Here is a 19826-nt window from a genome sequence, read left to right as displayed (position 1 = left end):
AGGTATAATAATATTGAAACCTACAACCATTAAAAATAAATAAGGATTAATTAAAGCACTTAATACTAATATTAAAAGTTGGTTTTTATTAATTGAAAAAACATTGCTTAAATTAGAATTCTTTAAATAATTGTACAAAGAAGCTAAAATTAACCATTGTCCACATAATGCTGGGTGCATACCTCTGTACAATAAAACTGGATTAACAATTATAAAAAATGTCGATATAAACAATACTATTTTTGATTCATCATAGTATAATTTAAAAATTTTATAAGAATAATAACCATTAAGAAAAAAACATAATAATAACCAAAAACCAAAATATTGAAATTCTTCACCTAATAAAAACGAAAAAAGTTTGAAAAAAATTCCTAATAAAGGAATTGAATCTGTCAAACCAATATTTGTTCCTGCTGGATAATTATAATTTTGAATATTTCCTATTGGAAAAGTCCAAGGTTCTTCTCTAAAATAAGCCCAACCCAAATAATGTTGCCCCCAATCATGATAAACGGACATTAGCCAATTAATATTACTTGTATCTAATGTTGCAACACCGTAAGCAAAATGATAAATAATAATTGAAAATATAAAAATTACTAAATAATCAATAAGACTGCTGTTTTCTCTGTTAAAAATCATTCTTTATATTTATTTTTCCACAATAAATTTTTTGTAAATTTTTGAATTTGGGGCAGTTATATTTTTTCTTGAACTTAATTGCATTAATAATACAATTAAGGTCACTGAAAACAATTGTAAAATAATACTTGATATAATTAATATTAGACTAGATGCCCAACCTGGAATTGCAGAATCAGTTACATATTTTTTAAATAAAACAACACCAACTGAAAGGGAACAAAGTAAAATACCATACAAGGAATAACGTAAAATTTTTAAAGATAAATAATCAAAATAAACTGAAATGGAACTTAATCCATGTAGTATTAAATTATTAAAATTCATTTTTGAAACTCCTCTGTATCGCTTTCCTCTATCTAATAAAAGTTTATCAAACGGAATCTTGGATTGAATAATACCACCTGAATAATGATTCCATATATTACTTTGATGGACTACTCTACTTAATATTTGATTTGGAATTACACTAAAGTTTCCAAAGCTTATTTTTTGACCAGTTAGAAAATAAAATATTCTTTTATAGAAAAAATAACCCATTTTGAAATAAATAGATTCTTGCCTCTTATTTCGCTCAGCAAAAATTATTTTTTTTGATTGTTCTTTTTCAGCTTTTTCTACTAATAACGGAATATGTGAAGGAATGTCTTCACCATCAGAATCTAAAACGACCACAAAATCATAATCCTTCTCTTCGTTATAAACATATTGCAATCCAACAGCAATGGCTCTTTGATGTCCAATATTGGTTTTTAAATTTACTATTTGAATAGGTAAACTTGTTGATGGACATTTAGTCTCATCAGAAGAACCATCATTAATGGCAACTATTTTAATTTGGTAATTTGAAAATTCTACACAAACCTTTTCAAGTTCTTCTATCAAAATAGAAAAACTCTCCCAATCATTGTAAATAGGTGTTACACAAATTATTTTTTTTTCTTGTTGCATTCTTATCTATTCAATTGTTCTTCCCAATCTTTAATCTCAACACCAAAAACTGCTTTAATTAGATATTGAAACTAATTGATAAGTACATTTTTCCTGTCCAATAATATTATCAATTTTTATAAAAGTTGCAGCTTGTCCATTTTGAAGTGTCAACGAAGTTCTGCCGTTTAAAAAAATGTTTTTATTTGTTAAACCATTTGAATCCATAGCATTTATTTGTATTGAACCTTGGTTGGCTCTTAAAAAAATTGTTTCTCCGGCTATTATTTCAGAATTTATTCTGTTTAATTGTGTTACACCCGCAGGAACAGTTGCAAAAATTAATTTTTTTGTTCCGATGTTTAAATTTCCATTGTTAAAAAAAGATGTGTTACTATTTAAAACATTCATTATACCAAAAGTTTCTGAAAGATTAGGATGTTGAAATTCGTTGTTTTTAGCATTAATTGTACTATTATTAACTCCCAAAATAAATTTTTCTCCTCTAACATTCATGCTATTAGGGTCTGACACTGTTACATAGTTTCTTTCAACATTTATTGAAGAATTATTAGCTGTTATACATCTTCCTTGACCTGCGGGTAATACTCCGTCAGTTCTAGAACCATACCCAGCAGCATTGGCGAACCTAGAATTAAGAATATTTATAGCGTTTGAATCATTTACATCAATTGCTAAATCCAACGCTTCAAACCAACAATTATCAAATGTAATATTATCGGCTTTTTTTATTTGCACCCCATATTCAGATGATTGAAATGTACAATTAATGAAAGATACAACAGCAGAACCTTCATATAAAGGTTCGGTTATTGAAACGTTTACTCCTTTAGTATTTTCTGCATCAAACCCACAATTAATAAATGTTGTTTGACCAAGCTGTCCGGTTATCTTTAAGCAATTAGTAAAAGCTTCCTTTCTAACAGCGTTAACATTTTCAAAAATTAAAGTTTGATTTGGTCTGTCATTGTTAACATCTGACCCATCGTCACCCTCTAAATAAATTCCATTTCCTTTATTGTTGACAATTAATATATTTCTAAATTGACTTGTCCATATACCTCCTGAGCCATTTTCCCCTACTGCTTTGAAATGCATACCACCTACGTTTGGTTCGTTTCTTAGATTTATTATAAAATCAGACAATAAACAATCTGTTATAGGACCTGATCCCATTTCTATCATATAGTCAAATGTAAAACCAGGACGTAAAGTAAATAAGGTATTAGGCTCTCCTATAATCTTCACTTTATTTTTCAGTATAATTGTCTTATCAATAAAATACTCACCACTTGGAAATAAAATTACCATTGATGATTTTGTATTATTTTGATTGTTTGAGGCGCAATAATCAATTATTTTTTGAATTCTGTCTGAATTTGAAAATGGATCACTTGGATTCAACCAACCTTTAAGACCAAAGTAGTTAACATTTATATATCCTGAATATTGTCTAATCCACCTGCCATTACCTGACACACTATTAGGTTTTATAACAATACCTTCGTTATCTGCTAACGTTTCATTCTCTTTATATGTGAAAAACCCTTCTCCGCCATCACCTGCGGTATAATAACCCTTTGCATAGATAATTTTATTATTAGTATAACTGTTATAATTTCTTAAATCAGCAATGTTATCTACTGTTTCAAAACCGTTACTACTACTTTCTGCATATAATGCATAAGGTACACTCATTAACTGACTTGAACCAATAAAATAATTAGTTTGATCATGACCAGGAGCAATTCCTATTTCTAACCATTTTTGACCTGTTGACCAATCTATACTGTTAAAATTACCTGATACTACATTACCTTGTCCTATATTTATATTATACTGACCTGATAAATTTGTGTTCAAATTATAAGTTTCAACATAATCTACTGATCCATTTGAGGTACCTTGCAAAATTCTGACACGTATAGAAATAGGACCTGTTAAAATAGTTCCATTACTATTATAAGCAATACCTCTATGACTCATTCCTTGTGGAACTTGTGCAAAACTTACAATTGAAAATAGTAAGAATAAAATTATTTTTTTCATTTTATCGTTTGATTATTTTATAGTTGTATTCTATATTTTTATTGAACAAAAGGTAATATATTCCTGTAGGTAAATTCTCTAATGATACTTGTTTATCATCTTTATTTGATGAAAAAATTAATTTTTGATATTGGTCAAATAATTCTAAATTCTCAAACTTCATATCTTCTGTTAAAGAATAATAAACAATATTTACTGTTGGATTTGGATATATTTTAATTTGAGGCTTTTGAATTTTCTCCTTTATTTGATCTTCATTTAAAACAATTTCTTTTGAAGTCACTTGATTTGTTCCAAAAGTATAAACCACAAAAATTTCTCCTGTATTATACTCAATATTATTTGAGTAATTAGAAGATGAATTAACAATGTTAATGTCTTGCTGAGCAAATGCTATACCAGACAAAAACACTAATGAAAGTAGCTGCATTATTTTTTTCATTTTTCTTTGTGCTTTTTACTATTTCTAAACTTTCCTCCCAATATATAATCCCAACTCTAAAAACTAGTTTTATTTTCGTTTTATCTAGCGCACTGTACGCAGGTCTTTTTACGGGTGTGGGATAAGAGATTGAAATTGGTTGTAAATTTAGTTTTTTACATTATTATTTCATAAAAATTTTCGGAATTTATGACTTTGGTTTCGATTGACTTATACTGGTTTATAAAAATTTTTGAAAATTTTGCTTTTTATTTTGGGTTGTATTTTATTTCGTAAGTGATAATGTTTTGGTTATTCACTTCTATTAAATCAATTTCTTGTTGTTGTACGGTTCGCAAAAAATAGTATTCAAAATGTTTTTTTGATATTGAAATGACAAAATATTATGCTTTTTTGACATCTAAGTGACAAATTATTATGTTTTTAGATTTTAACAGTCGCCAAACTCTCTTCCCAATCTTTAATCTCAACCCCAAAAACTGCTTTAATCTTTGTTTTATCTAACACACTGTACGCGGGTCTTTTCGCGGGTGTGGGATAGGCAGAAGTTGGAATGGGTTGTAAATTTATTGAAATGTTATTAATTCTAAATATTTCTTTTGCAAAATCATACCAAGAACACTGTCCTTCGTTGCTGAAATTGTAGATTCCGTAGTGAGATGCTGAAACAAGTTCAGCATGACAAAAAGTAATTATTTTTACTAATGCTTCCGCTAAATCAACTGCATTGGTTGGGGTACCAATTTGATCGGCTACCACTGATAATGCTGTTTTTTCAGAAGCCAAACGCAGCATAGTTTTCATAAAGTTATGACCAAATTGCGAATATACCCAAGAAGTTCTGATAATAAAATGCTTTTCCCAAGTAGCTTGAATGGCTTGCTCGCCTTGTAATTTGGTTAATCCGTAAATTCCTGCTGGAAAAGGCACATCGGTTTCTACTAATCCTTTATTACTTTTTAAGGGTAATCGTAATTGGCTATCATAATAAGCTATACCATCAACAAATTTGGCATCGAAAACAAAATCAGTAGAAATATGCAATAAAACAGTATTGTAACTTTTACAAACTTCAGCAATATGTTGAGCTCCTGTTACATTGATTGCAAACGCTTTTTCGGGTTCTGATTCGGCCTTATCAACCGCGGTATATGCTGCTGCATTAATACAAAATTGCGGTTGGTGTTTTTCAAAAACGACCTCACAATTCTCTTTATTAGTAATGTCTAAGTCAGAAGAAGAACAAAACACAAAATCGATTGAAGGATAGTTTCCAGCAATCGATTGAATCGCTTGTCCTAATTGACCATTCGCGCCTGTAACTAGTACTACCATACTTTTTTTGCGTTTTCTAAAGTGGGTAACTGCTGGTCTTTTTCGGAGATAATCATCTCTTCAATTGGAAACGTCCAATCAATAGTTAAAGTGGGATCATTAAAGAATATACCGCCTTCACTTGCTGCGTTATAAAAATTATCACATTTATAAAAAAAAGTTGCTGTTTCGCTTAAAACCAAAAAACCGTGAGCAAAACCACGAGGTATATAAAACTGAATTTGGTTATCCCCTGTAAGTAAAGCGGTTTCATACTGACCATATGTAGGAGAATTGGGCCTTAAATCTACTGCAACATCTAATACTTCACCATTTAATACACGAACTAATTTAGCTTGTGCGTGTTCTCCTGTTTGATAATGTAGTCCTCTTAAGACTCCCTTTGTTGAAAAAGATTGATTGTCTTGAACAAAATGAACCTGTTGACCAACTCCTTCAGCAAATGTTTTTTCATTAAAACTTTCCATGAACGAGCCTCTCTCATCTCCTATAATTTTGGGTTCTAGGATAAAACATCCTTTAAGTTTGGTTTCCGTAAATTTCATTTATTCAATTTGTCAATTAGACAATGCGGCAATATGCCAATTTAAAATTTAATTAGACAATGTGCCAATTATTACGAAAAACTAATTAATTGCCACATTGGATATTGATAATTGGCTCATTAAATTAAGCTCATTAAATGTTTACCGTACCCACTTTTTAAAAGAGGTTCGGCTAATTTTTTTAATTGCGCTGCGTCAATGAAGCCCATTTTGTATGCCGCTTCTTCAATTGCACCAATTTTTAATCCTTGACGTTCTTCAATTACTTGTACAAATTGGCCTGCTTGCATTAATGATTGAAATGTACCGGTATCCAACCAAGCGGTTCCTCTATCTAAAATAGATACTTGTAAATTACCTTGTTCTAAATACGCTTTATTTACATCTGTGATTTCTAATTCTCCTCGATGACTTGGCTTGATATTTGCTGCAATTTCTAAGACTTGGTTATCATAAAAATAAATTCCAGGAACAGCATAATTAGATTTTGGTTCAAGTGGTTTTTCTTCTATTGAAAGCACCTTGCCATTAGGATCAAACTCCACTACACCATAACGTTCTGGGTCGTGTACATGATAAGCGTAAACAATTCCACCATTAGGATTGTTATTTGCTTGTAACAATTCCGCTAATCCAGTTCCGTAAAAAATATTGTCTCCTAAAATTAAGGCTACCTTATCATTTCCTACAAACTCCTTACCGATTATAAAAGCTTCTGCTAATCCATTTGGATGTTCTTGAACGGCATATTCAAAACGACAACCTAATGAACTTCCATCTCCTAATAATTGTCTGAATAAAGGTAGATCATGAGGCGTTGAAATAATCAAAATTTCATTGATTCCTGCCCACATCAAAGTTGATAATGGATAATAAATCATCGGTTTGTCGTAAATAGGCATTAATTGTTTACTTACCGCTAATGTTAAGGGGTGTAAACGTGTTCCTGAGCCGCCGGCTAATATAATTCCTTTCATGTTACTAATGAGGCGATTTGACAATGGGTCAATGTGCCAATTTTTAGATTACTTTATGTTTTTTGATGAAGAAATTATTTTATTAGATATCCTTAAAATTTCAAAAATATCATCTAATAATTCTTCTGAATTCGGATAATTTTCTAATTCATTGCATAAAAATAACCAATATTCAGTTTCTTCTGCTTCTTTCATGGCAATTTTTATCTTATGAATAAAATCTGCTTTGCTTTCTGCATTTTGTGCTTCTTTAATATTTGCACCTATTGAAGTTCCTGATTTTAGTAATTGATTTGCAATTACAAATCTTTTTTCTTCTTGTAATTTTTCAGTGAATAATACTGTTTTTTTAGCAAAATTAAATTGTCTTTGTATTTCTCTTCAAATGTTATCATGGCGTATATTTAATTTTGAATGTTCAACATGACAATGTGCCTCTTTTACAGCTAGTAAATAATCGGCACATTGGTGAATTGGCTAATTGGCTAATTTACCAAGGTACCATTCGATTGTTTTCACAATTCCAGTATCAAAATTTTCATCAGCCTTCCAGCCTAATTCGTTTTCTATTTTTGTAGCATCGATAGCATAACGTAAATCGTGACCAGGACGATCTTTTACAAAAGTAATTTGGTCTTTATAACTTCCCGATACTTTGGGTTTTAATTCATCTAAAATAGTACAAACTCTATCTACAATTTGTAAATTATTGCGTTCGTTTCTTCCGCCAATATTATAGGTTTCACCCGATTTACCTGTTTTAAATGCCAACTCAATTCCTTTACAATGATCCAGTACGTATAACCAATCACGCACATTTTTCCCATCGCCGTAAATGGGAATATTTTCTCCTGTTAATGCTTTACGAATAATGGTAGGAATTAATTTTTCATTATGTTGTTTTGGTCCGTAATTGTTAGAACAATTAGTAGTAACCACATTCATTCCATAAGTATGAAAATAACTTCTCACAATCATATCTGAACCTGCTTTTGAAGCTGAATAGGGACTATTTGGAGCATACGGCGTAGTTTCTTCAAATAAGCCTGTCTCCCCTAAAGTACCGTAAACCTCATCTGTAGAAACATGATGAAAACGAGCGGTTGAAAACTCTACTTTATAATCATTAGGATCGTTCATCCATAATTTTCTTGCTGTATCTAATAGATTGAATGTACCTAGAACATTAGTTCTAATAAATGCTTCTGGTCCAGAGATGGAATTATCTACATGACTTTCAGCGGCAAAATGAATGACATCATGAAATTGGTAGTTTGCAAATAAATCCTCTATGAAGGTTCTATCACAAATATCTCCTTGAACAAAAGTATATCTGGGATGATTTTCTACTTCTTTTACATTTTCTAAGTTACCTGCGTAAGTTAATACATCTAAATTTACTAAATGGTAATCTTCATTGCTTTCAATGAAATAGGGAACGAAATTAGACCCAATAAAACCAGCACCGCCGGTTACTAAAATATTTTTCATAGTTTAACTATTTCCTAATCTAGCTTTTTGCTGCTTATAAAGTTGAGAAAATGAATAAAATAACAAATAAATAAAAATTAGTAATAAAGGTAATATTACTTTCATTTTTAAGAAAATAGATGTTTTATTCAAATTATTCATACTTACACTTTCATCCTTAATCACTTTGTCGTAAATATTATTATTTAATTTCAAATATTGTGACTCCTGTATTAATTTATCTTTTTTATCAATTAATTCTGCAACACTACTTTTCTCAGAAATAGTAATACTTGAACTTGAATTGTTTTTTGACAAAACTTGAATAATTCCATCTATTTGCTTGATTAAAGAATCATTTAAAGCAATTTTTTCTTTAACATTCTCTTGATTTGTTTCTTTTTGTTTTAGAAAAAATGAAGAGTTATTAAGATATTTCAAGAAAGGATCAACCAATTGTTCTCTTTTAAATTTACCTTTTGTTGTAATAATAATATTTTGTAAATAATATTGCTTACTTGTTAATTCGTCTTTTAAAATTTTATCTATATCTCCATCTTCAGCCATTAATTTTATCAACTCTAAATTCTGATTTCCTCTTTCTCTATCTGTAATAAAATTATAAATCTGCTGAGTAGCTTCAACTTCAAATGATAATATATTTTTACTGTTTTTTATACCAATAGAGTTGAAAAACAACGTGTCTTTTTCAGCTAATTTTTTATCTAAAAAGTCAATTTGATTGTACAAATAATCATTACTGCCAAAATTTGGAATTACTGCAATAGAGTGTTCATATAATTTTCCTTTATCTAAAAAGTAGCCACCCACAACTCCAAGCATAAATAAAATCATGATGATGAACTTCTTCTTCAAAAAGAAAAAAATCAAATCAAAACATCTGTTAAGAATATTTTGGAAAAAATTTTTTATTCCTTGACCTATTTGGGTTAAATCTAACTCTTGGTCTTGAATGTTATTTGACATAAATATATTTATTTGACTTTAAAAATTTGTTCTAATATTTTAATAGTGATTAAATAGGTCGGTTTTACTCCAGTTGTTCCTAATCCACCAGAAGCTAAAGTACTTCCCGTTTCTAAAGGATTATCAGAGGCATAATACGCATATCTCACTTTTACATTTGGATTAATACTTTTTCTAATTCTAGAAGCAGATTGTATAGCTTTTTGGTAATACGCTCCTTCCATTTCTAATCCAATGGCACCCCATGTAGATTCATGGAAAAACTTCAATAAATCTTTATTTTGAAGAGAAGTTCCTAACACAGTAATCATTGGGCCTGCAAATACAGGAATTCCATTTCCTTCAAACATTTCTTTTGTAAGTTCATTATCAAATGGATAATTATCTGCTGTTCCTTCATTCACATGTGCGTTTGGAATCATGATGTCGCCTTTTCCTCCTTCTAATATTCCAGCTTTACCCATGATTGAAACCGATTCTACATTTAAGAAATATTTTTCTTTTTTCACTTTATACGGTTTCAATAACTCATCAATGGTTTCAAAAGCTTGCTCTCCAAAAGCATAATCCATTACAATTAAAACCGGTTTATCTTTGGCCGTTGCTGTTGGAAATGCTGTTTTTTTCCAATCAAATTTTGCCGAATCAAAGATTTGAACATCGATATTTGTTCCCGAAGTATCTGGAATTGAAATCATTCCATGCTGTAAAGCAAATTCTTCTACTTTTTTACGTAATTCTTTATTTTCAGAAGCACTTAAATCTTCATAAATTTGATATGGTTCTTTCCCTTTGTATTTAGCTCCTAGAACTGCTGGTGCAAAAACCGAATTCATTACACTGTGCATATTTGCACTAATGATATGAATTGGTCGGTCTAATAATTGATTTTTTTCTAATGTTTCTTTAATGGTGTTTGCCCAAATTTCGCCATATATATGATGCCCTAAACGTTCTCTTAATATGGGACTAAACGTAATTGTTCGTTTATTATTGTCTACGACTTCTTCAATAGCTAATTTTCCCAGCCAATAAATAATTTGTAAAAAACGATCTGGTGCTTCTGAAGTAGCAAAACCATCATAAATATCTTGAACCTCTGCAAACGTTCTTCCTAATACGTTTGAAGCGTGAGACATCGCAATCTCGCGTTCTATCTGAGTTAACTTTTTCGGTTGTAACGTATACTGTTCTAGTTTTTCCCAGTCTCTTGACACTTTTCCTTCATCATCAATTAAAACGCGGTCTTTAATTTTATGTGATTCAATGAAAATAAATGTTAAGTGAGTCAAAATATCGTAAATATCCGAACGACCACGTGTGATTTCCACATTCATTTGTTCGTCATCAATACGGTAACAATTCCTTCTTCTTTTTGGAGGAACGATGGCTTTAAAATGCGAGTTGGCATATCCTTCGTCAGAAGTTAAATTGATGTAACGACACTGCTCAATTCCTACAGGTAAACGTTCTATAACGTATAATAACCCATTTAATTCTACCTTTTCTTCGGCAATAGAACCATAAATTTCTGGTCGTAGTGATAATAAAGCTTCACGTAATGTTTCTCCAGAAACTCCCATAGGTTTATAGAATCCTCTGTTAAACAAGTGACGCATGGTAATGTACAGTCGTTCGATAGCTGCCGACGACTCTTGCGCTCGTGAGCGCGAAATGTTTTTAATGTCCTTCATTAATTTTATCTTTTATCTAACCTGCAAATATACTACTTTTAATATTAGTTGGTCAATGTGATTTTTACTGATGGTGTTAGAATTTTTTCGTGATATTTTTTCATTAACAACATTTCGTAACTATTTGGGTTTTCAATAATGACTTTTTTAGCTTTTTCCCAAGTACTAAATCTTCTGTAATAAACTGTAAATTGATTTGATGGTACTAGTGAAATTTCAGGTTCGTAACTCATACTCTTGAATGTTTTTTTCTCTCCATTTGGCATTCTTCCTGTAGTTTCAAAAAAATATTTGTTTTCTTCAATTAAAAGATTTTCAAAACAAATAAATAAACCTTCATCGGGAATTTGAATGTTTGTATTGGATAAATCCAACAGATTACTTCTTGCTCCTTTTTTTACTTCAATAATTGTATCATGAACTATTTCATTCTGTTCAATAGAATGAAATTTAGAATTGTTTAAAAATGAAATTTTTAATTTTGCTTTGTCAATGTTTGAATCGGTGTGAAATTTTATTTTTTTTAAAAAATTACAATTTTTATTTAAAGAATCTCTTTTTAACAATATAGCACATCCATGATTATTGTTATGATATCTAAAACCATACGATTCAAAAATATCAATTTCCTTTTCTATTTTTTGTTTTTCTCTCTTTATTATTACTTCTTTTATCTGATTTTCAATTGGAATTAATTTTATTTCCATGTTATCAGATAATTCACAAGATTTTGATTGGTATCCAAATAGTTGAAATATAGCTTTACCTTTAATATTTTCCTCTAACACAAAATTTCCCTTACTGTCTGAATTAAAAACCTTATTATTTGATGCATAAATATTTACAAACTGAATTGGTTCGCCTGTTAAGCTGTCTTTTACAACGCCTTTTATTTGAGCGTTTGCTAGTAATGAGAATAGAAAAAGTAAAATTAGTTTTTTCATAAAAATTAATTAATAGAAATCTTGTTCTGTTGAAACGAATTCAGCTTCCTCTTTTAGATCCTGAAATAAATTCAGGATGGGAGATTAGTGATGGTACGCTTCAAAAAAATCGGCTATTTTTCTATCATTACTTAATCGTGGTAATTTATTTTGTCCACCTAATTTTCCTATCGATTTCATGTATTCTTGAAAGCCATTTTTGGCCACTTTTGTTATGACGATAGTTCGCAACACATGACCTTTTATTAAATCGTCGTAATACACATTTTGTTGCCGCATTTCCAAATCAATTTTTTGCGCGAAAGCTTCTAAATCCTCTGGTTCATGATCAAATTCTATCAACCATTCGTGATACGGCAAACCTGAAATCGGATTGATTTGCGGCGCTACCGTAAATTCATTCACACTAATATTCGTTCCTGAAAGGGCCTTTTGCAAGGCAGTCTCTACTTCTTTTCCGATAACATGTTCACCAAAAGCCGAAATATAATGTTTGATTCTTCCGGTAACCACAACACGATACGGTTTCGTAGAAGTAAACGCAATGGTATCGCCAATATTGTATGCCCAAAGTCCGGCATTGGTGGAAATAATCAACACATAATTCACCCCAACTTCCACTTCTTTGATTGTGAGACGTTTAGGGTTTTCAGTAAAAAATTCATCCGCTTTGATAAACTCATAAAAAATACCTGAATTTAACAATAGCAACATGCCTTTTTCTTTTTGAGAATCTTGGTAAGCAAAAAATCCTTCTGAAGCAGGAAATAATTCGATGGAATCTACTTTTCTTCCAATTAAATTTTCAAATTTGGCTCGATACGGTTCGTAATTCACGCCGCCATAAATAAACAAATTGAAATTTTTAAAAAAGTCGCCAACAGGTTGTTGGGCTTTATCTTTTAATTTTTCAAAATACATTTGCACCCATGATGGAATACCGGAGATTACCGTCATGTTTTGATGAAAAGTTTCTTCAACTATGGCGTCGACTTTGGTTTCCCAATCCTCAATACAATTGGTTTCCCAACTTGGTAATCGGTTTTTTTGTAAATAGTTAGGAACAAAATGGGCTACAATACCCGAAAGGCGCCCTAATTTAATTCCGTTTTTCTCAGTTAACTCCGGACTTCCTTGTAAAAAGATCATTTTTCCATCTACAAAGTCTGTTTTTCCCGTTTCATGTATATAATTCAAAATTGCGTTTCGAGCCGCTTGAATATGAAAAGGCATGGATTCTTTTGTTAAAGGAATGTATTTTGCCCCTGAAGTGGTCCCTGAAGTTTTGGCAAAATATAATGGTTTTCCTGGCCACAAAATATTTTCTTCGCCTTTAACAACTTGGTCTACATAGTTTTTTAGTCCTTCATAATCGCGCACCGGTACCTGATTTACAAAATCTTCATGAGTTAAAACAGTATTAAATTTATGATCAATTCCAAATTGAGTAGTTGAAGCTTTTTGAATTAATTCTTTAAAAACTTGGTCTTGAGCAGCCACTGGATTTTGAATCCATTTTTGATTTTTCTGGTGAATATAACGAGCAAAAATTTTTGCGGCCAAACCTTTTATTGACATAGTTTATTGAAAATTTATATATTGAGTTGGATCGATTGGAATACCGTTTTTCCAAAGTTCGAAGTGTAACGTTTTTTTAGAAGCATCATCACCAAAAATAGCTAAAACTTCTCCCGATTTAACGGGGTTTCCGGCATTTTTAGTAGTTGAGGCTAAATTTTTGTATACTGAAATGATATCATCCGCATGACGCACCAATAACACGTAACCATTTGCTGGGGTCCAATCTGCAAACAAAACCGTACCAGGCGCAATTGTTTTCACCGAAGTTCCTTTTGCAATAGCTAAATCTACACCCAAATTTTTAGTAGCCAAATTGTATTTTTTCACAATTTTACCATTAACCGGTGCAAACAACACATAACTTACTTTAGGTTGTGCTTGGTCAAAAACATTGTACTTATCGTCTTTTTCTACTTGCTTTTTTAATTCATTTTCTTTTTCGGAAACCGATAAATCGACCTTTTTTAAGGTGTCTTTCATAATCTTAATCGAATCTCTGTTCAATTGAGCATATTCTAAATCGCCTTTTAAAACCGCTTGAATAGCTTTAATATACTGATTGTTTTCATCAACAATTCGTTGTAAAGAATCTGATTTTATTGTTAATGCTGTAGCTTGTCTTTTTAATTCGGTTGAAGCATACCCAGGAATATATTCCCTTAATGGGGTGAATGCAATAATGAAAGTAGTTATAAAAATGATTAAAATGGCACCTAAAGAAGCAACCACAAAAATGTTCATTAACGTTAATTTCCAGGAAAAAGTTTCAGCTAACGTGTCTTCATTAAAAATAATGAAACGCCTTTTACTAAATAGGTTACGTTTAAAATTTTGAAACTTTAATCTTTTCTCAGACATGTTTGTCTACTTTTTATACAAATATAGTTATTTAGACCTTGTGTGAATACATCGAGGTGTCAATTAATAATTGGAAATACTATAAATTTACGTTAAGGAAAGTTAAATGAATTACTTTTTTAAGTACATTTGCAATGTAAATTAATAGCTAATTGTCATGGGAAGATTAGGAACAACAGAAATTATATTAATCATTGCCGTAGTTTTATTATTGTTTGGTGGTAAAAAAATTCCAGAATTAATGAAAGGATTAGGTAGTGGTGTAAAAGAATTCAAAAAAGCGGCAAAAGGGGAAGATGAAGTTCCTGCTGCTAAAAAAGAAGACGAAAATAAATAATTGCTATGCGGTTAGGAGCCTTCGAGGTGGTACTAATCTTATTAGCCATAGGTTTACCTACAAGTATTAGCTTGCTCTATATTTATTTAAGAAAAGTAAAAAATCCCAAAAAATAATTTTGGGATTTTTTATTTATAATATCATGGTCAACTGGATACGCTTTCTAACTTCATCAACCTCAACTACTTTTACTTGAACATGTTGATGCAGTTTTACAACTTCGTTTACATCTGAAACGAAACCTTCTTTTAATTGAGAAATATGCACTAACCCACTTTCTTTTATTCCAATATCCACAAAACATCCAAAAGCTGTAATATTATTTACAATACCTGGAAGTACCATTCCTGGTTTAACATTGGCAATACTTCTTACATTAGGATCAAATTCAAAAACTTTGGCCGCTTTACGTGGATCTAATCCCGGTTTTTCTAATTCTTTTAAAATGTCTTTGATTCCTAAAATACCTACCGCATCGGTTACGTATTTTTCTGGATTAATTTTTGCAATTTGTTCTTTATTAGCAACCAAATCAGTTAAAGCGATACCTAAATCTTTCGCCATTTTTTCTACAGTTTTATACGATTCAGGATGCACTGCGGAATTATCTAATGGATTTTTACCGTCTTTAATTCGGATAAAAGCAGCCGCTTGTTGAAAGGCTTTTTCGCCTAAACGCGGTACATTTTTCAACGATTTTCGATCTTCAAAAGGGCCATTTTCAGCACGATAACTCACTATATTTTCGGCCATTTTTTCGCCAATTCCTGAAACATAACTCAACAACGATTTACTGGCTGTGTTTAAATTGATTCCCACAGCATTTACACAACGTATCACGGTGCTATCTAATTCCTCTTTTAGTTTGGTTTGATCCACGTCGTGTTGGTATTGTCCAACTCCAATTGATTTTGGATCGATTTTTACCAATTCGGCCAACGGATCACTTAAACGACGACCAATAGAAACCGAACCTCTAACAGTTACATCATAGTTTGGAAATTCTTCTCGAGCAATCTTACTTGCCGAATACACAGATGCACCTGCCTCTGAAACTACAAATACTTGAACCGGTTTATCAAATGCAATTTTTTTAATGAAAAATTCGGTTTCACGACTAGCAGTTCCATTACCTATAGAAATCGCTTCAACAGCATACGCATTCACCATAGAACGAATTTTTTTCATCGCCATAGCCGTATCGTTTTGAGGCGCATGTGGATAAATCGTTTCATTGTGCAACAAATCTCCTTTTTCGTCCAAACAGACTACTTTACAACCCGTTTTAAATCCGGGATCAATAGCTAAAATACGTTTTTCGCCCAACGGTGGAGCTAGTAACAACTGACGTAAATTTTCGGCAAAAACATCAATGGCTTTACTGTCTGCTTTTTCTTTATATTCTTGTAAAACTTCATTTGAAATAGCGGGTTCTAATAAGCGCTTATAACTATCGTCAATAGCTTTTTCAATATGAACTGCGCAATCGCCTTCGTTTTTTATTAAAGCTTTATCCATCATACGCAAAGCTTCTTCTTTATCCTCAGGCGAAAGTGTGATTTTAAATTTTACAAAACCTTCATTTTCGGCACGAAGCATGGCTAATAATCGATGTGAGGGCGCTTTATATAAAGGTTCGGACCAATCAAAATATTGAGAAAATTTTTGTGCTTCATCATCGTCTTTTTTGGTTTTAACCACTTTAGTTTCAACCAGTGCTTTTCTTTGATAGATGCGGCGCAGGTTTTTTCTAATGAAGATGTTTTCATTAATCCATTCGGCAATAATGTCTCGAGCACCTTGCAAAGCCTCATCTTCATTGGCTACTTTATCATTTAAATACTTGGAAGCTAAATACTCTAAATCGTCATTTTTTTGAGCCATGATAATTTTAGCCAATGGTTCTAATCCCTTTTCTCGGGCAGTATCTGCTTTAGTTTTTTTACGTTTTTTATACGGTAAATAAAAATCTTCTAACTCTTGTAAATCAAAACTGGATTCTATTTTAGATTTCAGTTCAGGGGTTAAAGCATTTTGTTCTTCAATAGCTTTTAAAATACTTTCCTTGCGTTTAACAATTTCATCAAACTGCTTATTTAATTTGGCAATTTGTTCAATTTGAACCTCATCTAAATTCCCGGTTTGATCTTTTCTATAACGGGAAATAAAAGGAATGGTACAATCTTCGTTTAATAAAGCAATTGTATTTTCAATTCCTTTTACAGGAAGTTGTGTCGCATTTTGAATGAATTGAATATGGGTCATTTTCTAAATATGTAAAACACAAAGATAAAATTCTATCACTTGGTTTTACTAGAAGTGAAGTAGTTTTTTTTAACTTTGATTTTTGAATCTGTATGAAAAATTTACTCTATCTATTTATATTTTTAAATTTCATTACGACTTTAGTTTTTGGAATAGACAAATGGCTTGCTATGCATAATAAGCAACGTATTTCCGAAAAACATTTGTTATTATTTACTTTTTTTGGTGGAAGTTTCGGTGCGCTTTTAGCGATGATTTTGTTCAAACATAAAATGGCAAAACCTAGTTTTCTTTGGAAATTGACAGCTATTATTCTGCTACAATTGGGAGTTTTTTATTTGATTTTAAAATTTTTAGTTAAGACAACTGCTTAAACGCTTTCCCTATATTTTGTATCACATCTGAAATTAACATGCTTTCCTCGCTTTGTGTTTCAAGTGTTATATCCGCTGCTAACCCGTGAAGATAAACTCCTAAAATAGAAGCATGTAACAAAGAATAACCTTGAGCTATAAATGAAGTAATCATTCCTGTTAATGCATCACCCGAACCACCTTTAGCTAAACCAGCATTCCCAGTTGTATTAATATAAATATGATGACCGTCTGTTATGATGGTTTGATGACTTTTTAACACCATTACAGTATTTAATTCAAGTGCTTTTTTAACCGCTGTTTCAATACGCGCTTCATGAGTTAAATGAGTTCCAAATAAACGATCAAATTCTTTAGGATGTGGAGTTAAAACAAAAGAAAACTTAAATTTTTTCCAATCAATAGAATAAGTGGCAATTAGATTCAATGCATCGGCATCAAAAACAACGGGAATTTGATTGTCATAAAGTTGGTATACATAATTTAATGAGTTTTGTGCAACACCTATACCTGAACCAATTCCTATTACATTGCAATTTAATTGATTTTTTATTTCTGAATCTGTGGAAATCATTGCTTCTGGAATAGCATTAAAAATTACCTCTTTTTCATTTTCAGAACAAACCACAGTTAATAAACCTACTCCACTACGCAAACAAGCTCTTGCTGCAATTATTCCAGCTCCCATTTTTGTTGAACTACCAGCAATTAACAAGGCATGTCCGTGTGTTCCTTTATGAGAAAAAGGATTTCTATTTTTATAAATTTTTTTTATTAGATGTAAGTCTATTGGAATCATTCTAATCTTGAACAATAAAATTTTTAGGATCTTCTTTTTTATACTCAGGTTGAATATTAATATGATTGATTCCAAATTTTTCAAAAAGACATAATTCTATTTGATGAAGCAATTCATTAAAATCACTCATTTTAATATCTTCAGCACAATCTAAATGCGCCTCTAAATGTAATTCTTCTTCGTTTAAATGCCATACATGAATATGATGTAATTTACCAACGCCAGCTATTTTGTGTACTTCACGAACAATTTCTTTAATATCAATTTCTTCTGGTGTAAAAAGCATCAACATTTTAGTTGAACTTTTTAATAAATCTATTCCAACTACAATTAAATAAATAGCAATTAAAATAGTCATCACACTATCAACCCAAAACCAACCATAAAATTTCATTAATAATCCACCCACTAAAACAGCTACTGAAGCCATCATATCTGTTAATAAATGTAAATAAGCTGATTTCATATTCAAATTATGATCAGCATCTTTTTTTAGGAATAAAACTGAAGCACCATTAGCAATTATTCCTAACAAAGCTAACCAAATTACTAAATCAGAACCTATTGGATGCGGATGAAAAAAGCGTTCTACAGCACCATAAATTAAAATAAAAGCAACAATAATAAGGGTTGCAGCATTGGTAAAAGCTGCAATTAATTCGGCTCTTTTATAACCAAAAGTATGATCAATTGAAGCTTTTCTTCTAGATAATTTATGAGCAACTAAACTAAACACTAATGAAATTACATCTGAAAAATTATGTAAAGCATCAGAAATCAATGCTAAACTTCCCGATATAATTCCACCAACAAGCTGAGCTAACGTAATAATTAAATTCAATACAATTGAAATAATCAAATTAGTAGCTTTTACTTCGTGTTTATGGATGTGTACGTGACTCATTGTTATTTACAAGCCATTTTTTTTACACGATTAGCGTGTCTTCCTCCTTCAAATGGTGTTTCAATAAAAGTCTCTACCATTGCTATTGCTTGAGGAATAGAAGTAAATCGAGCTGGAATACTAATGATATTAGCATCATTATGTTGACGAGCTAATTCAGCAATCTCTTTAGTCCAACATAAAGCAGCACGAATGTCTTGATGTTTGTTTACAGTCATAGCTATTCCATTTCCAGAACCACAAATCACAATTCCTAAATCTGCTTTTTTACTTTCTACATCATAAGCAACTGGGTGACCAAAATCTGGATAATCTACACTTTCAAATGTATCTGTACCGTGATTAATAATTGTGTGTCCTTTAGTCTCTAAATAAGCTACAATTGCCATTTTGTAGTCTGGACCTGCGTGATCGTTTCCAATTGAAATTGTCATAATGTTAATAGTGTTGTTTATTACTTGTTACAAAATTAAACATATTCAACTAGAAGATGAGTTAACTTTGAAATTATTTTTAAGAGAACTATTTTCTAATAAAATAGCTTCTTTTTAATCATAATTAAAACAAATTGATTCAATTAATGTATATAGATTAACATATAGGTACAATTTTATATCTTCTAAAAAAGTTATGTTTTGGTATAAAATTTAATCAGTTAAACTAATTTAG

At 30.9% G+C, this 19826-nt stretch carries 20 protein-coding genes; 2 read left to right on the top strand and 18 right to left on the bottom strand.

Features of this window, described 5'->3' with window-relative positions; genetic code table 11:
- From QZ824_RS06455 to QZ824_RS06390, 14 genes are all read right to left on the bottom strand, one after another.
- Window positions 1-645, bottom strand: a 645-nt coding sequence (locus QZ824_RS06455; protein WP_291275200.1) for a DUF6311 domain-containing protein, incomplete at its 3' end; no start/stop codon positions are given.
- A gap of 9 nt (window positions 646-654) precedes the next feature.
- Window positions 655-1596 carry a glycosyltransferase gene (locus QZ824_RS06450; RefSeq protein ID WP_291275199.1) on the bottom strand — a complete coding sequence of 314 codons (942 nt, stop codon included), beginning with the start codon at window positions 1594-1596 and terminating at the stop codon, window positions 655-657.
- 54 nt (window positions 1597-1650) lie between these two features.
- Window positions 1651-3645 (bottom strand): glycosyl hydrolase family 28-related protein, encoded by a 1995-nt coding sequence (locus QZ824_RS06445; protein ID WP_291275198.1) that lies wholly within the window; start codon window positions 3643-3645, stop codon window positions 1651-1653.
- Window position 3646: 1 nt separating this feature from the next.
- Entirely contained in the window at window positions 3647-4087 is a 441-nt protein-coding gene (locus QZ824_RS06440; RefSeq protein WP_291275197.1) for a T9SS type A sorting domain-containing protein, read from the bottom strand.
- Between the two features lie 423 nt (window positions 4088-4510).
- Window positions 4511-5422, bottom strand: a complete 912-nt coding sequence (gene rfbD / locus QZ824_RS06435) for a dTDP-4-dehydrorhamnose reductase (RefSeq protein WP_291275196.1) — start codon at window positions 5420-5422, stop codon at window positions 4511-4513.
- Window positions 5416-5967 carry a dTDP-4-dehydrorhamnose 3,5-epimerase gene (gene rfbC / locus QZ824_RS06430; RefSeq protein WP_291275195.1) on the bottom strand — a complete coding sequence of 184 codons (552 nt, stop codon included), beginning with the start codon at window positions 5965-5967 and terminating at the stop codon, window positions 5416-5418. The genes rfbD and rfbC overlap by 7 nt, the downstream gene beginning before the upstream one ends.
- Window positions 5968-6086: 119 nt before the next feature.
- Window positions 6087-6944: a glucose-1-phosphate thymidylyltransferase RfbA gene (gene rfbA, locus QZ824_RS06425; RefSeq protein ID WP_291275194.1), complete on the bottom strand. Its 858-nt coding sequence runs from the start codon at window positions 6942-6944 to the stop codon at window positions 6087-6089.
- Between the two features lie 48 nt (window positions 6945-6992).
- On the bottom strand, window positions 6993-7319 hold the full coding sequence (locus QZ824_RS06420) for a four helix bundle protein (protein WP_291275201.1): 327 nt from the start codon (window positions 7317-7319) through the stop codon (window positions 6993-6995).
- Window positions 7320-7421: 102 nt separating this feature from the next.
- Window positions 7422-8435 carry a dTDP-glucose 4,6-dehydratase gene (gene rfbB, locus QZ824_RS06415; protein WP_291275193.1) on the bottom strand — a complete coding sequence of 338 codons (1014 nt, stop codon included), beginning with the start codon at window positions 8433-8435 and terminating at the stop codon, window positions 7422-7424.
- Window positions 8436-8438: 3 nt separating this feature from the next.
- Entirely contained in the window at window positions 8439-9401 is a 963-nt protein-coding gene (locus QZ824_RS06410; RefSeq protein ID WP_291275192.1) for a hypothetical protein, read from the bottom strand.
- 8 nt (window positions 9402-9409) lie between these two features.
- Window positions 9410-11095, bottom strand: coding sequence for a hypothetical protein (locus tag QZ824_RS06405; protein ID WP_291275191.1), 1686 nt, complete (start codon window positions 11093-11095; stop codon window positions 9410-9412).
- Between the two features lie 44 nt (window positions 11096-11139).
- Complete coding sequence (locus QZ824_RS06400) at window positions 11140-12039, bottom strand: carboxypeptidase-like regulatory domain-containing protein (RefSeq protein WP_291275190.1); 900 nt, start codon at window positions 12037-12039, stop codon at window positions 11140-11142.
- Window positions 12040-12123: 84 nt separating this feature from the next.
- The gene (locus QZ824_RS06395) at window positions 12124-13617 is read right to left on the bottom strand and encodes a GH3 auxin-responsive promoter family protein (protein WP_291275189.1); all 1494 of its coding nucleotides are present in this window, start codon (window positions 13615-13617) and stop codon (window positions 12124-12126) included.
- Between the two features lie 3 nt (window positions 13618-13620).
- Complete coding sequence (locus tag QZ824_RS06390) at window positions 13621-14478, bottom strand: murein hydrolase activator EnvC (RefSeq protein ID WP_291275188.1); 858 nt, start codon at window positions 14476-14478, stop codon at window positions 13621-13623.
- 157 nt (window positions 14479-14635) lie between these two features.
- Here QZ824_RS06390 and tatA point away from each other — a divergent pair, with 157 nt between their 5' ends.
- Window positions 14636-14815: a twin-arginine translocase TatA/TatE family subunit gene (tatA, locus tag QZ824_RS06385; RefSeq protein ID WP_291275187.1), complete on the top strand. Its 180-nt coding sequence runs from the start codon at window positions 14636-14638 to the stop codon at window positions 14813-14815.
- A gap of 132 nt (window positions 14816-14947) precedes the next feature.
- Here tatA and QZ824_RS06380 read toward each other — a convergent pair whose 3' ends face one another.
- Window positions 14948-17080, bottom strand: coding sequence for a Tex family protein (locus QZ824_RS06380; RefSeq protein ID WP_291275186.1), 2133 nt, complete (start codon window positions 17078-17080; stop codon window positions 14948-14950).
- A 92-nt stretch (window positions 17081-17172) separates the two neighbouring features.
- Between QZ824_RS06380 and QZ824_RS06375 the strand changes: the two genes are divergently transcribed.
- Entirely contained in the window at window positions 17173-17454 is a 282-nt protein-coding gene (locus tag QZ824_RS06375; RefSeq protein WP_291275185.1) for a DUF1294 domain-containing protein, read from the top strand.
- Here the strand turns inward: QZ824_RS06375 and QZ824_RS06370 are convergent.
- The 3 genes from QZ824_RS06370 to rpiB are packed head-to-tail and all read right to left on the bottom strand — an operon-like array spanning window position 17438 to window position 19591.
- Window positions 17438-18253: an NAD(P)H-hydrate dehydratase gene (locus QZ824_RS06370; RefSeq protein WP_291275184.1), complete on the bottom strand. Its 816-nt coding sequence runs from the start codon at window positions 18251-18253 to the stop codon at window positions 17438-17440. The genes QZ824_RS06375 and QZ824_RS06370 overlap by 17 nt on opposite strands.
- A gap of 1 nt (window position 18254) precedes the next feature.
- On the bottom strand, window positions 18255-19157 hold the full coding sequence (locus QZ824_RS06365) for a cation diffusion facilitator family transporter (protein ID WP_291275183.1): 903 nt from the start codon (window positions 19155-19157) through the stop codon (window positions 18255-18257).
- A gap of 2 nt (window positions 19158-19159) precedes the next feature.
- Complete coding sequence (gene rpiB, locus QZ824_RS06360; RefSeq protein ID WP_291275182.1) at window positions 19160-19591, bottom strand: ribose 5-phosphate isomerase B; 432 nt, start codon at window positions 19589-19591, stop codon at window positions 19160-19162.
- Window positions 19592-19826 lie beyond the last annotated feature (235 nt).

It is taken from the genome of Flavobacterium sp., from assembly GCF_021151785.1.
Taxonomy (GTDB): Bacteria; Bacteroidota; Bacteroidia; order Flavobacteriales; family Flavobacteriaceae; genus Flavobacterium.
Note: the sequence above shows the minus strand (reverse complement) of the source record. Positions and strands in the feature narration are given on the sequence as shown.

Excerpts from the sequence above, each read along its gene's own strand:
- QZ824_RS06450 (WP_291275199.1), bottom strand. The coding sequence starts at position 1,596 with ATGCAACAAGAAAAAAAAATAATTTGTGTAACACCTATTTACAATGAT.
- QZ824_RS06445 (WP_291275198.1), bottom strand. The coding sequence starts at position 3,645 with ATGAAAAAAATAATTTTATTCTTACTATTTTCAATTGTAAGTTTTGCA.
- QZ824_RS06440 (WP_291275197.1), bottom strand. The coding sequence starts at position 4,087 with ATGAAAAAAATAATGCAGCTACTTTCATTAGTGTTTTTGTCTGGTATA.
- rfbD (WP_291275196.1), bottom strand. The coding sequence starts at position 5,422 with ATGGTAGTACTAGTTACAGGCGCGAATGGTCAATTAGGACAAGCGATT.
- rfbC (WP_291275195.1), bottom strand. The coding sequence starts at position 5,967 with ATGAAATTTACGGAAACCAAACTTAAAGGATGTTTTATCCTAGAACCC.
- rfbA (WP_291275194.1), bottom strand. The coding sequence starts at position 6,944 with ATGAAAGGAATTATATTAGCCGGCGGCTCAGGAACACGTTTACACCCC.
- rfbB (WP_291275193.1), bottom strand. The coding sequence starts at position 8,435 with ATGAAAAATATTTTAGTAACCGGCGGTGCTGGTTTTATTGGGTCTAAT.
- QZ824_RS06410 (WP_291275192.1), bottom strand. The coding sequence starts at position 9,401 with ATGTCAAATAACATTCAAGACCAAGAGTTAGATTTAACCCAAATAGGT.
- QZ824_RS06405 (WP_291275191.1), bottom strand. The coding sequence starts at position 11,095 with ATGAAGGACATTAAAAACATTTCGCGCTCACGAGCGCAAGAGTCGTCG.
- QZ824_RS06400 (WP_291275190.1), bottom strand. The coding sequence starts at position 12,039 with ATGAAAAAACTAATTTTACTTTTTCTATTCTCATTACTAGCAAACGCT.
- QZ824_RS06395 (WP_291275189.1), bottom strand. The coding sequence starts at position 13,617 with ATGTCAATAAAAGGTTTGGCCGCAAAAATTTTTGCTCGTTATATTCAC.
- QZ824_RS06390 (WP_291275188.1), bottom strand. The coding sequence starts at position 14,478 with ATGTCTGAGAAAAGATTAAAGTTTCAAAATTTTAAACGTAACCTATTT.
- tatA (WP_291275187.1), top strand. The coding sequence starts at position 14,636 with ATGGGAAGATTAGGAACAACAGAAATTATATTAATCATTGCCGTAGTT.
- QZ824_RS06380 (WP_291275186.1), bottom strand. The coding sequence starts at position 17,080 with ATGACCCATATTCAATTCATTCAAAATGCGACACAACTTCCTGTAAAA.
- QZ824_RS06375 (WP_291275185.1), top strand. The coding sequence starts at position 17,173 with ATGAAAAATTTACTCTATCTATTTATATTTTTAAATTTCATTACGACT.
- QZ824_RS06370 (WP_291275184.1), bottom strand. The coding sequence starts at position 18,253 with ATGATTCCAATAGACTTACATCTAATAAAAAAAATTTATAAAAATAGA.
- QZ824_RS06365 (WP_291275183.1), bottom strand. The coding sequence starts at position 19,157 with ATGAGTCACGTACACATCCATAAACACGAAGTAAAAGCTACTAATTTG.
- rpiB (WP_291275182.1), bottom strand. The coding sequence starts at position 19,591 with ATGACAATTTCAATTGGAAACGATCACGCAGGTCCAGACTACAAAATG.